A 13,204-nucleotide genomic window follows, 5' to 3' on the forward strand; every position below is an offset into this window, starting at 1 on the left:
TTTGAGTATAAAAGAAAAAGTTTATTGGTGGGTATATAATCAAAAAACCGCTTAGTAGGGACTAAGCGGTAAATTTGTTTATTTTAAAGCCAACGAATAGCGCCAGTAACGCGTTCGTTATAAGTATTTAGAGGTGCTCCAACACTTGCCACTAAAATAGTATCTGCTTGTGAGCCTCGGTTAATATGACCTTCAAAGCGCTCATCGCGGAAATTATCATCGCCAAAACCAAATGATTTATTTTCAGAAGGCACTATAAATACCGTCATAGGACCAAAGTCAGACTCAAATATCAAATGTAGCCCTTTTTCGCCTTTAAAATCACAAAACATAGCGTAAGTTACATCACCAGGAAGCTCATCAAGATGACCACCTAATACTGCAAGCTTGTCGTTAACGCTTTGTAGGCTAATGGGCTCTTTTTTATCAAGCGCACTAATTTCGTAGTACACATGGGCAAGCGCATGCTCACCCGCTTCGTGTGCAATATTTTGCTCTGTACTAAAAAAGAAGGCACTAATAGCCACTACAAAAGATGCAGCTAATGCAAGATGCACGCGGTCAAGCTTAAAACGCGAGCGGGCATCAACTACATTTTTTCCTGTTGCTTGCTCTTCTTGTAGTGCTTTTTCTTTTAACGATGTGTTTAAAAGAATGCGGTCTGCAAGGTTTTCAGGCACAGGTATATCTAAAGAGTCTTGAATAAATTTATCAAAATCTTTCATATCGTTAATAAAACTTTGTCGCTCTGGGTTATTGTTAGCAAACTCCATGAGCTCCTTGTCAATGTCGTTTGGCTGCGCAATAGTGCGGCGACGAAACTCAAGTTCATCCATTATTTTGATGCCCCTTTAAGTTGTTCATCATCACGGCTTAAAGCCTCTTTAAGTTGATTTCGGGCACGGTATAAACGAGTCATTACCGTGTTTTTATTTAAATTAAGTATGCCTGCGATCTCTTCGCCAGAGCAGCCCATTACAACTTGTAGTAATAATGGCTCTCGGTATTCATCAGATAGCAGGGCAATCTGGCGTTGGATAACCGTTTGCTCCATTTCATCATCTAATGAGTGGCTGGTTTCATCAACAAGCGTATCGTTTTCTACGTCGCTGTAATCAAACTGTTTACGTTCAAATCGGCGCGCATTTTCTCTTCGTAATATAGTAAGCAGCCAAGGTTTAGCTGCCTTTTGATCAAGTAAAGAGTCGAGAGAACGCCACGCGCGTAAAAACGTTTCTTGTACTAAATCATCTGCTATGTGCGGATCACGGCATAACCAATAAGCAAAGCGATAAAGCTCTTTATTGTAAACGTGGACCAAGGCTTCATAACGCTTTTGTTTCTCTGCCATATCGATTAAGACCTGATTGTTTGATTTTTTCTTTCCAAGCATAAGCACTTTTTTAATTAAAAATTATTATTTATTGCAAAAAAGACCTGAGTATCGTAGTTATTAATCATAAAGGTCTTTTAATACAGCTTGTTGCGACTTTGATGCTTGAGTTTGATAGTTCTCAAGAATTTTAATAATAGCATTAAGATCCGTGTTTGCGCCTTTATTACTATAAAGTTGTGCCTGCAATTGGCTAATGAGGCCATTAAGCTCGCTGCTGTTTACGCGGATGCAAAGCTCATCAATCGCGCCAACATTTTTATGGGTCACCTTTACAGAAAAGTTATTTAATGCGGTGTAAAAAGCTTTCACATCGTGTGTTTTAGCGAGCGTTTTAAGCTCATTTAAGCTCGGCTGAGAAATATCACGGTTGTTTAGTTGTAATTTCTCAGTCGTATTTTTAGTAGAACGGGTCATTAAGTAAAAAATTACAGTACCAATCCATAAAATATACCCTAAAGCGGCAACAACTATTAACCAAAGAGGAGTATCACTTTTAGTTTCAATACGTTGTGTGCCTGTCGTTTCATTCGAAATATTTTCAATAGCAGGTAAATTGTTTGGGTTTGATTGTGGGTTTGCCACGGCGGTATTAGGTGCGGTACTACTTGGCGTTACCGTTATAGTGCGCTTTGGTAATGTAGCTACGCTAATACGGTTCATTTTAGTATTAAACCAAGGCAGCTGTATTTCAGGTAAAGTGTAAGTACCTGGTTTTTGCGGCAGTAATGCATACGATGCAGTTTGCTGCGATACAACGCGTCCGTCACGTACTGCATTGTTATTTTCTTTTTTATCAGGGTAGCTGCGTATGCCATCAATGGTAGGCATAGAGATTTCAGGTAATTGCTCTTTTGTAACCCCAAGCGCAGTAAGTGTAATAGTACGTGTTATAGGCGTACCGACTTCTACGGTGTTGTCGTTAGGTTGCCATTCTTCATCAAGACTAACCAGCTCGCTTGGTAACCATGCACCTTTATAATCACTCGGAATTGGTTTGATTTCTACTTGCTGATCGTCGCCAAGAGCTGATACTTCTAATTGACGATAATTTTGTTGTACTCGTCCTTGAAAAGCGGGGCCTGCAATAGTGTACGCACCACTTTTTTGTGGCTGAATCAAATACTCGCGAGTAATAACAAGGTAGCGTTTACCATCAACAAGCTCATAGCTTTCAGTTTGTTTACCCAATTGGGTTAGCTGAGCATCTTCCATACTTGGTGTGCTTAAGCTGCCATCAAGTAGTTCTTTCGCAAGGTAAAGCTTAATAGTGTAAACACCGGCTTCTTGCACAAATAATGAATTACTTGAGAGCGACGTTTTTAAAAATATTTCGTTATTTTTATCTGCATCAACTGAGCGTTTTGCCACTTTTAATTTAATAGGCTGTGAGGTTAACCCTGCAACGCTAAATGCCGGAATAGTGTAATCCCCCTCTGCACGGGTCATTAATTTAACTGACCACGTGGTTTGTTTATTAATGCTGCCATTAATAATGTTGGTACGAGAACTTAAGCTTGTTGGGCCTACCACAAAGTCTTTTAACAGCGATGAGGTGTCTGGTTGCTCGCCCTTAACTGTATCGTCTACGGATATATTAAGCATAAAAAATTCACCCGCTAAAGCAGGGTTTTTATCTACGCTGGCTTCTAATTTGGTGGCAGCCCACGAAGGCATCGCACTTAATAGCAATAAACAGCAAAATAATCGCATTACCATGATTTTTCGACTCCTGTAGGGCGACGTTTATATTGTCTTTTTTGGGCTTCTAATTGCATTTTATTCCGTAATAAAATAGCCGGATCGTCCGGGACTTTTCTAAGTAGTTGATTAAGCTGTTGTGCTTTTTCTTTTTCTTCATTAGTGAGCTCACTTGCTTGGGCTTGCATAGCTTGTTGCTGAGCACTTTGTTTTTGCTCATCAGTAGCAGGTTGCTCACTCATTGTTTGTGGCTTACTTTGTTGCTGCTCGTCTTGAGGCTGGTCAGCGTCTTTATTTTGCCCTTGCTCACTTTGTGGCTGAGCTTGCATATCAGGTTCATTTTGCTTGTCTGATTGCTCGCCAGGCTCACCTTGTTGATCTTTTGATTGTTCAGACTCTTTATCTGATTCTTTATCAGATTTTTCATCGCTTGAGCTTTGACTTTCGTTTTCGCCTTTTTCAGAATCGCTTTTATCACCATTTTGTTGCTTATCCTGTTTTGACTCATCAGAATTTTGCCCTTGGTTTTGCTCATCTTTTTTCTGGCTATCATCTTGGTCTTGAGAGTCGTCGCCGTCGCTTTGCTGATCTTGCTGGTTTTGTTGCTCTTGTTGATTGAGTAATTGTTCAACTAAAGCTTGGTTGTCAGTTGCTTGTGTAAAGTCGTCTTGTAAGGTTTGGGCTTGTTTGTAGGCTTCAATGGCGTCCTCAAGCTTGCCAGCTTTGGCGAGGGCATTACCGTAGTTGTATAAACCGGTAGCCGACTTATCATTACTAAACTCATTAAGTGCAGCATCAAAATTACCTTGCTGGTAAAGCGCCGCGCCTTTTAACTCACTCGATTGCGCCTGTGTTGCTGCATCGTATTCTTTATTATTGTAAGCCTCTAATGCACGTTGATCTGCATTTTGCAAAAGAGTAGGGAGCTCTACGGCATACGCATTTTGCTGCGGTAAAAAGCTAAAGGCTAAAAAAGCCCCCAGCAAGGCAGCACGTCTAAATAAATACAAGCCAAATGGCAGTAATAACAAGAGTCCGTATATACCTGCATCTATTCGCCAAAGTGCGTGGCTTTGTTTTTCGTCTTTCAATAATTCACTCTGTGCATTTGGGGCAAACGTATTTATGTCGTTATTACTAGGCTGGTAACTAGCAAATTTACCACCACTGCTCGATGCTAAATTTTTAAGCTGACTGGCATTGAGAGTAGGTACTACAATTTGGCCGTATCTGTCTTTCAAAAAACCACCTTCAGGTAACTTAATTGGAGCGCCTTGAGCGGTACCCACGCCATATATATTTAATCTATATTGGGTGTTACTGGTAAAGCTACTCACGTCGCTTTGTTCTTGCTGGTCAATACCGTCGGTCACTAAAATAATGTCGCCATCAATATAACCCGCTTGCGTTAATAGCTCTTTGGCCATATCAAGACCGGCTAAAACGTTTGAGCCTTTGTCTGGCATTATTTCAGGACTTAAGCTTGGAATTAAATTACTGAGTGTTGTGGCGTCGTTTGTTAGCGGCGATATTATATAGGCTGTGCCTGCGTAAGCTACAAGCGCGGTATCACCTTCTCTAAATAGCTCAATCATATCAAGCGCTTTAAAGCGTGATTGCATTAAACGATTTGGTAAAATATCGGTGCTGTACATTGAGTACGACATATCCATAACAATTACACGGGCACTTTTACTTTGAAATACAGGAACTTGTTTTTTCTCAAAGCTAGGCCCAGCACTAAATAAAATGCCAAGGCTGCAAAACAAAGCAACTAACCAAAGTGGCTGGCTGGCTTTAGTGTTTGCTTCGCTCATGATAAATTGTGCTAAATGCGGTGCAATTAGCTGCTCACTAGTCGTTTTTTTATGCTTAATTAAGGCGACAAAAAATAATGCCACAGCAGGTATGAGTAACCATAAAAGAGCGGGGCGAATAAATTCAAAATCCATTAGTTTGGCTCCTTTAATGCACGCAGTGTACTAAGCATTACTTTTAAGCTAATAAGTAAAATAGCGATAAGTAACGGGTAGTAAAATAATGAGCTTTGTGGGCGGAATGTTTGTTCATCAGCGCTAATAGGTTCAAGTTTATCAAGCTCTGCGTAAATTTGTTGAAGGCCTGCTACATCTTTGGCTCTAAAGTATAATCCGCCAGTTTGCTCGGCAATCTTTTTAAGTAAGCTTTCATCTAAATTACTGCCACTAGAGCCACCCATATTAAAGAGGCTAAAGCCGCGCGGATTATCTGAGCCAACGCCAATGGTGTACACTTTAATACCTTCTTCGCGAGCTAGCAGTAGTGCATCTTCTGGGTTTAAATTACCAGCGGTATTTTGTCCGTCGGTTAATAGCACCACAATTCGGTTACTTTCATCTTTATTGGCAAAGCGTTTTACCGAAAGACCCAATGCATCACCAATGGCTGTTGCGCGTCCCACTAAACCAATTTGCGCTTCACTGAGCATTTTACTTACTGTTTTAACGTCGCGCGTGAGGGGGGTTTGTAAAAACGCGGTATCGCCAAATAATATCAGCCCAAGCCTGTCGCCTTGACGCTGCTCTATAAAATCACTGAGTACGGCTTTTACCATGGTAAGGCGGTCAACATATTGGCCATTGTAAGCCATGTCTTGTTCGGTCATCGAGCCTGATAAGTCAACTGCTAACATTATATCGCGCCCTTCATTTGGTAATGAGATTGGCTCATCTAACCATGTTGGATTAGCAGCAGCAGTAACAAGTAATAACCAAATTATCCATTCGAAAGGATTTAAACGTCGTGCGTGTGGCTCAATGCTTTGGCTGGTTAAATTGTGCTTTGCAAAACTGGGTATACGTAAACGCGTACTGGCATTACTTGCCGCGGGTTTTAATAGTAAAAGTAATAAAGGTAAGGGTAGTAATAAAAATAACCATGGCCAGCTAAATTCAAACATTTACTGACTCCTTTATTTTAAATTGTTTAATACCTTGGCGAAATTTTTCGCACAGTGTTGTATCTTTTTGGCTGGGGTTATACAAGCTTAGTATTTCTTGTTCGCTAAAGCTCAAACCGGTAAGCGTATTAAGTGTTGTGCACCATTTAGAGGTAGATTGCGCAGCAAGGCGCTTGTCGTAATATTCAATCACTAAACGTTTTAAAATAATATGCAGTTGCTGAGGATTTTGCTCACTTTGGCTTAATTGTATTGCGTAGCGTTTAGGCTTTTTAAATTTATGTTTTTTGTAAAATATATAAATAGCCACGCACAGTGCTAAAAACAGCAGTGCAATAATAACCCACCAAGCAGGGGCGAGTGGCCACCAATTAACTTGGCTTGGCGCTATTATATCGTGCAGGCCATCGAGTGGATTGGTTTGCATGGTTATTTTCTCACTAATTGCAGCTCAAGCGGTGTTGCTGCATTGAATGATATTAAATTAAGACCCGATTTAGTTAAGCGATTAAAGCGCGTACTAAATGCTTGCTCAGCATTTTTAGCAAAGCGTTCTCTAAAGCTGTTATCCATTAATGGTAGGGCAAAGTCTTGACCATTTGCATTAACGGTGACTGCTTGCTTAAACGCAGGTAACTGATGCTCAAATGGATCGCTTATATGGCAACCAATCAGCTCGCAGTGGCGGCTTAATATTTCGAGTTGTTTAAAGCTGGCATCATCCAGAGCATTAAAATCAGACACTAAATACACTAAGCTGCCTGGTTTTGCTAAATGATTAAGGCGCTTTAGGTTATCGCTAAAGTTGTTAGGGGCTGTTTTATCAATATTGTTGAGCGCTTGCTGGTGGTTGTCGCATAAATTATGACAAAGCTTAAGGACGGCCTTTTCACGGGCGCTGGGTTTTAGCTCCAAATGCGAGTGCTGATTAAACACTATACCGCCAATTCTATCGCCGCGCTGACACGCCGACCATGCAACAAGAGCGCTTATATGCGCAGCTTGCACCGACTTTAACAGTAACTTTGAACCAAACAGCATTGAGTTTGAAAAATCAGTAAATACAAACACAGGGCGCTCTTTTTCTTCTTGAAAGAGCTTTGTGTGAGTCTCGCCGGTACGCGCAGTAACTCGCCAATCAATAGAACGAATATCGTCACCTTGCTGATAATGTCGCACTTCGGCAAATTCCATTCCTCGGCCTTTGTGCGGTGCAAGGTATTGCCCTGTTAAGGTGTTTTTTATTTTTACCTTAGGGGCAAGTTCAAGCAATTGCGCTTTGGCTTTGTAATACATCAGCTCTTTGAGTGCTAAATTAACACCGTGGCTATGGCTCTGTTTGAGCCATGCTTGGGATTCTAATTGTTTTTGCATAACTTATGGTACGGCTACAAGTTCAACTATACGGCTTATTACTTGATCTTTAGTAATGCCATCGGCTTGGGCTTCGTAACTTAAAATAATGCGATGACGCAGTACGTTATGCACAACAGCTTGAATGTCATCAGGTGCTACAAAGTCACGGCCTTGAAGCCATGCATGAGCACGAGCACATTTATCAAGTGCTATTGTTGCACGCGGACTTGCACCAAATTCAATCCAGCTACCTAGTTGCGCATCTAATTTAGCGCCTTCACGGGTGGCAATAATAAGTTGTACTAAATATTGCTCAAGCGGCTCTGCTAAATAAAGGCCTAATATTTCTTTACGAGCTGCAAATAAATCGCTTTGACTAATTTTTTGCATTACTGGTTGTTGCTCGTTAAGCGCTTCGCCACGTGTTAAACGTAGTATATCAAGCTCATGCTCTGCGCCAGGGTAGCCAATACTTAGATGCAGTAAAAAGCGATCCAGCTGGGCTTCTGGTAACGGGTAAGTCCCTTCTTGCTCTAGCGGGTTTTGTGTTGCCATAACTAAAAATAGTTCGCTAAGCGGATAAGTGTTTTTACCCACGGTCACTTGGCGCTCTGCCATAGCTTCTAATAGTGCTGATTGTACTTTGGCTGGTGCACGGTTAATTTCGTCAGCTAAAATTAGGTTGTGAAAAAGAGGGCCTTTTTCAAATACAAACTCGCTAGTTTGTTGGCGGTAAATATCGGTACCTGTTACATCAGCCGGTAATAAGTCTGGCGTAAACTGTACGCGCTGAAACGATCCTTCAATACCTTTAGCAAGTGCATTAACTGCACGTGTTTTTGCAAGCCCAGGAGGGCCTTCTACTAATAAGTGACCATCAGCTAAAATAGCAATAAGTAGCGCTTGTGTAAGCTCTGGCTGGCCAATGATTTGTGTATCTAAGTACGTTTTTAATTGTGAAAATGCGTTAGCTGCCATAATAAGTGGACTGTCCTCGTCAGCTGGGTTTGTACCTAATAGTGTTAGGTGATAAATACTGACCTATTTATAAGGTTTATAATTGGGTAACTCAAGAGTTAGACTGTATTTTTTAAAATAGTTCGTTATTTTTTAACGATTTTTAGCGTACCACAAAACTTTGTAAATGCGTCTAAAAAAGCCTATTGTGATAGTCGTAATTAAACACTATTTATATAAATTTGTGTTTATCTATTGGCTTTAGTACACGGGTTGTTTAGAATCGAGGAAAACAAACAGGTCAGACCTGTCAGCGGGAGAGCATAAATGTCTAAGCAAAACATACTAAAAACACCAAAGGGCGACCGTATTGCCATAGTTAGCGGCTTACGTACACCTTTTGCAAAGCAAGCAACAGCGTTTCACCATGTACCTGCACTTGATATGGGTAAATTGGTGGTTAACGAAATGCTTGAACGATTAAATTTCAACAAGTCAGAAATTGATCAACTTGTATTTGGTCAAGTAGTACAAATGCCAGAAGCGCCAAATATTGCACGTGAAATTGTATTGGGCACAGGTATGCCGGTATCGGTCGATGCATATTCTGTATCGCGCGCATGTGCTACCAGCTTTCAGGCTATTGCTAATGTAGCAGAGTCTATTATGGCGGGATCTGTAAGTGTAGGTATTGCAGGCGGCGCAGATTCGTCATCAGTACTGCCAATTGGTGTTAGTAAAAAGCTAGCAGGCAGCTTAGTTGATTTAAATAAAGCGCGTACGCTTGGTCAGCGCTTGAAAATATTTTCAAAACTGCGCTTAAAAGATTTATTACCAGTGCCTCCTGCAGTTGCAGAGTACTCAACAGGCCTTTCAATGGGGCAAACTGCTGAGCAAATGGCTAAAACACATAATATTAGCCGTGAAGATCAAGATGCATTAGCGCATCGTTCTCACTCACTTGCAACGCAAGCATGGGCTGATGGTAAGTTAAAAGATGAAGTAATGACGGCACATTTACCGCCATATAAAAGCTTTATTTCAGAAGATAACAACATTCGTAAAAACTCAACTGTTGAAGGCTACGCCAAGCTTAAACCTGTTTTTGACCGCCAGCACGGTACTGTTACCGCCGCAAATGCAACACCATTAACTGATGGTGCAGCGGCCGTACTTATGATGAGCGAAAGCAAAGCAAAAGCACTGGGCTATGAAATACTAGGTTACGTACGTAGCTTTGCATTTTCGGCAATTGGTGTAGAAAAAGACATGTTAATGGGCCCAGCTCATTCAACGCCTATTGCACTAGATAGAGCGGGTATTACGCTTGCTGATTTAGATTTAATTGAAATGCACGAAGCGTTTGCATCGCAAACACTTGCCAATATGAAAATGTTTGCTTCAGACAAATTTGCACAAGAGCATTTAGGTCGCAGCAAAGCAATTGGCGAAATTAACATGGATAAGTTTAACGTTAACGGCGGCTCTTTAGCATATGGTCACCCATTTGCAGCAACAGGTGCACGCTTAATTACGCAAAGCTTACACGAGCTTAAACGTCGTGGTGGCGGTTTAGCATTAACAACAGCGTGTGCTGCTGGTGGTTTAGGTGCAGCCTTTGTATTGGAGAGCGCGTAATGACAGATTCAGTATTTAATTTAGCGGTAGATGAAAACAAAATTGCCGTAGTAACGATTGATGTGCCGGGTGAGAAAATGAATACCCTGCGCAGTAGTTTTGCCGATGATTTAAAAGCGTTACTAGAAGACGCTAAATCGCAAAACGTAAAAGGCATGGTATTTATAAGCGGAAAAAGCGATAACTTTATTGCTGGCGCCGATGTGAAAATGCTTGATAGCGTTCAAAAGCGTGAAGATGCTTTAGCGATTAGCGAGCTATGTCATCAAGCGTTTTTTGATATGACAAAACTGCCATACACAACAGTAAGTGCGATTCATGGCGCTGCATTAGGTGGTGGTTTAGAGTTTGCTTTAGCATGTGATTACCGTGTTGGTACCGACAGTGATTTAACAAAAATTGGCTTACCAGAAGTACAACTTGGTTTACTTCCTGGTGGCGGTGGCACCCAGCGCTTAACTAAAATTGTTGGTATTCAAAAAGCACTAGAGTGGATGCTAACAGGTAAACAAATTCGTCCTACGCAAGCTAAAAAAGCAGGCGTGCTTGATGATTGTGTACCGCACAGTGTGCTGTTAAAAGTTGCAAAAGAATTTGCGACTAAGAAAAAGCCACAAGCAAAAGAGCCAAGGCTCGACAATATTAGTAAATTACTAGAGTCAAACCCGTTTGGTCGTAACTTTATCTTTAAAAAAGCAAAAGAAAACGTACTTAAAAAAACGGGCGGGCACTACCCAGCACCACTAGCTATTATTAAAGCAGTGCGAGCTAGTGTAGAGCTTGATGAGCTAAAAGCGTATAAAACAGAAGCTGAAAGCTTTGCTACACTTGTAATGAGTGACGAATCTAAAGCGCTTCGCGGTATTTTCTTTGCAACCACTGAAATGAAAAAAGAGTGGCGCAATGATGACGCTCCAGCAATAAGCAAAACTGCTGTTTTAGGTGGTGGACTAATGGGCGCAGGCATTGCGCACGTAAGTGCTGTTAAAGCTAAAGTACCGGTACGTATTAAAGATGTAGCAGAGCAGGGCATTAGTAATGCAATGAGCTACACCTATAAAATTTTAGACAAGCGCCTTAAGCGTCGTATTATGTCTAAAGCTGATGTGCAGTTAACGATGAACCGTATTACAGGTACAACTGACTACAGTGGCTTTAAACACATTGATTTAGTAATAGAAGCGGTGTTTGAAGATCTTGCACTTAAGCAAGGTATGGTTGCAGACGTAGAGCAGCAATGCCAAGCAAATACAATTTTTGCAAGTAACACGTCATCATTACCAATATCGCAAATTGCAGCGCAGGCAGCACGTCCTGAAAATGTAATTGGCTTGCATTACTTTTCACCAGTGGAAAAAATGCCATTAGTGGAAATTATTCCACACGAAGGTACATCTCAAGAGACCATTGCCCGCGTTGTTAACTTTGCACGTAAGCAAGGTAAAACGCCAATTGTTGTAAAAGACATGGCCGGTTTTTACGTCAACCGTATTTTAGCGCCTTACTTAAACGAAGCTGCTAACTTAATGTTAGCAGGCGAGCCAATTGAAAAGATTGATGCAGCGCTTGTTGAGTTCGGTTTTCCGGTAGGCCCGCTGGCTCTACTTGATGAAGTAGGTATTGATATTGGCTCTAAAATTGCCCCAATTCTTGAAAAAGAATTAGGCGAGCGTTTTAAAGGCCCTGATGCATTTATGCGTATGATTGATTCAAAACGCCTTGGCCGTAAGTCTGGTCGTGGTTTTTATGAATACGATAAAAAAGGCAAAAAGGTTGATGAGTCAGTTTACGAACTATTGGGTGTTACCCCGGCTCCACGTTTAAACAAGACCGAAATTGCTAAGCGTTGTGTATCGCAAATGCTTAACGAAGCAGTACGCTGTTTAGATGATGGCATTATTGCCAGCCCACGTGATGGCGACATCGGTGCAATATTTGGTATTGGTTTCCCACCATTTTTAGGTGGCCCGTTTAGCTATATGGATAAATTAGGCGCAAGTAAAATAAGCTCTGATATGTCTACATTGGCTAACAGCGATGCTAATTTTGCTCCATGTGAGTCACTGGTAACAATGGCAAGCACTGGTACTACTTTTTATAATGCAGCAACTGTTGAGGTTGTAGCTCCTGAAGTACAAAGCACTGAGCCACAAGAGCAAAGTGTAACTGAGCCTGAAGTTACTAAAGAGATTGAAACGAAAGAATAAAGTTTCTGCCATCTAAAAAAAACCGCATTTAAATGCGGTTTTTTTATAGTTTTTATAAATAAATGAGGAGCTTAATGACATTATTTACACAAAGATTGAGCATGTACCAAATGGAAGAATCTGATTGGCCTCTTTTTCTAGCGCTTCATCGCGATCCTCAAGTCCTTAAGTTTTGTTTTGATATGCCAATGGAGTCACTGGTAAGAAACCGCTTTGAGATACGCTTGCCTAAGTGGAATGCTAAATCACGTCATCCCCTGTGTTTACTCATTATTAATAATCAAACAAAACAACCTGTGGGTGTTACAGGTTTTGCCTATGACGGAGAAACCGCAGAGCTTGGTTATTTATTATTGCCAGAGTATTTTAATAAAGGCTACGCGACAGAATCCCTAAGAGCTGTGATTGACTGGGCTTGGAAAGAATGTGGTATTAGGCAGTTTAAAGCAGTCGTAACGCGTGGCAATATTGGTTCTGAAAAGGTGCTTGGTAAGTGCGGTTTAACCCATACCGATACACTTTTTAAAGTGCATACAATAGGCGAAAAGTTATATGACGATTTAATTTATACGCTTAAGGTGTAGGGTTTTAATGGGCTAGTAGCCTAGCCCAAAAAGTGTTTACAAGTGAAGTGAAATAGCTTTTCGGTCTTTTTCTGGCATGTTTTCTACGACTAAATTAAATGAGTTATCAATCATTCTCTCAATTTCACCTTGTGGAATTGTGCCGTCTAAAATTACTGTGTTCCATAAGCGTTTATTCATATGGTAACCAGGGATCACTGCCGGGAAAATATCACGCAATGATATTGCTTCATCAGGATCGCACTTTAAGTTAAGCCACCAAATAACCTCTCCATCATCATTAGTTTGACCGTCATTGCCAATAGCAAGAGTCGCAAACATTTTATGATTCACTTTATATACATCAACCTCTTGCGCAAATGGTTTTGTAACCTGAACAAGTGGTTTTTTAACTAAATACTCATGTACTTTTTTCTGGTCCATGATCCAT

Annotated in this window: 12 protein-coding genes; 3 read left to right on the forward strand and 9 right to left on the reverse strand. The window is 40.9% G+C overall.

Features of this window, described 5'->3' with window-relative positions; translation table 11 throughout:
* Window positions 1-83: 83 nt before the first annotated feature.
* The 8 genes from CXF89_RS07930 to CXF89_RS07965 are packed head-to-tail and all read right to left on the reverse strand — an operon-like array spanning window position 84 to window position 8,366.
* On the reverse strand, window positions 84-836 hold the full coding sequence (locus CXF89_RS07930) for a DUF3379 family protein (protein WP_024608912.1): 753 nt from the start codon (window positions 834-836) through the stop codon (window positions 84-86).
* A complete protein-coding gene (locus CXF89_RS07935) occupies window positions 836-1,393 on the reverse strand; it encodes a sigma-70 family RNA polymerase sigma factor (protein ID WP_032827217.1) in 558 nt (185 codons plus the stop codon). Before CXF89_RS07935 ends, CXF89_RS07930 begins: the two co-directional genes overlap by 1 nt.
* A gap of 60 nt (window positions 1,394-1,453) precedes the next feature.
* Window positions 1,454-3,112, reverse strand: a complete 1,659-nt coding sequence (locus CXF89_RS07940) for a BatD family protein (RefSeq protein ID WP_121954304.1) — start codon at window positions 3,110-3,112, stop codon at window positions 1,454-1,456.
* A complete protein-coding gene (locus CXF89_RS07945) occupies window positions 3,106-5,046 on the reverse strand; it encodes a VWA domain-containing protein (protein ID WP_121954305.1) in 1,941 nt (646 codons plus the stop codon). Before CXF89_RS07945 ends, CXF89_RS07940 begins: the two co-directional genes overlap by 7 nt.
* Window positions 5,046-6,032 (reverse strand): vWA domain-containing protein, encoded by a 987-nt coding sequence (locus tag CXF89_RS07950; RefSeq protein ID WP_033028574.1) that lies wholly within the window; start codon window positions 6,030-6,032, stop codon window positions 5,046-5,048. The genes CXF89_RS07945 and CXF89_RS07950 overlap by 1 nt, the downstream gene beginning before the upstream one ends.
* The gene (locus tag CXF89_RS07955; RefSeq protein ID WP_121954306.1) at window positions 6,025-6,459 is read right to left on the reverse strand and encodes a DUF4381 domain-containing protein; all 435 of its coding nucleotides are present in this window, start codon (window positions 6,457-6,459) and stop codon (window positions 6,025-6,027) included. The genes CXF89_RS07950 and CXF89_RS07955 overlap by 8 nt, the downstream gene beginning before the upstream one ends.
* Window positions 6,460-6,461: 2 nt before the next feature.
* On the reverse strand, window positions 6,462-7,406 hold the full coding sequence (locus CXF89_RS07960) for a DUF58 domain-containing protein (RefSeq protein WP_010554656.1): 945 nt from the start codon (window positions 7,404-7,406) through the stop codon (window positions 6,462-6,464).
* Between the two features lie 3 nt (window positions 7,407-7,409).
* Window positions 7,410-8,366, reverse strand: coding sequence for an AAA family ATPase (locus CXF89_RS07965; RefSeq protein WP_004335627.1), 957 nt, complete (start codon window positions 8,364-8,366; stop codon window positions 7,410-7,412).
* A gap of 306 nt (window positions 8,367-8,672) precedes the next feature.
* On the opposite strand from CXF89_RS07965, the gene fadI reads away from it, so the two are divergent.
* The 3 genes from fadI (at window position 8,673) to CXF89_RS07980 (ending at window position 12,774) form a co-directional block, all read left to right on the forward strand.
* A complete protein-coding gene (fadI, locus tag CXF89_RS07970; protein ID WP_024608908.1) occupies window positions 8,673-9,983 on the forward strand; it encodes an acetyl-CoA C-acyltransferase FadI in 1,311 nt (436 codons plus the stop codon).
* The gene (gene fadJ, locus CXF89_RS07975) at window positions 9,983-12,190 is read left to right on the forward strand and encodes a fatty acid oxidation complex subunit alpha FadJ (protein WP_121954307.1); all 2,208 of its coding nucleotides are present in this window, start codon (window positions 9,983-9,985) and stop codon (window positions 12,188-12,190) included. Before fadI ends, fadJ begins: the two co-directional genes overlap by 1 nt.
* Window positions 12,191-12,264: 74 nt before the next feature.
* Complete coding sequence (locus CXF89_RS07980; RefSeq protein ID WP_010554658.1) at window positions 12,265-12,774, forward strand: GNAT family N-acetyltransferase; 510 nt, start codon at window positions 12,265-12,267, stop codon at window positions 12,772-12,774.
* A 36-nt stretch (window positions 12,775-12,810) separates the two neighbouring features.
* Here CXF89_RS07980 and CXF89_RS07985 read toward each other — a convergent pair whose 3' ends face one another.
* On the reverse strand, window positions 12,811-13,197 hold the full coding sequence (locus tag CXF89_RS07985) for an MmcQ/YjbR family DNA-binding protein (RefSeq protein WP_007580596.1): 387 nt from the start codon (window positions 13,195-13,197) through the stop codon (window positions 12,811-12,813).
* Window positions 13,198-13,204 lie beyond the last annotated feature (7 nt).

It is taken from the genome of Pseudoalteromonas sp. MelDa3 (assembly GCF_002863625.1).
Classification (GTDB): domain Bacteria; phylum Pseudomonadota; class Gammaproteobacteria; order Enterobacterales; family Alteromonadaceae; genus Pseudoalteromonas; species Pseudoalteromonas arctica.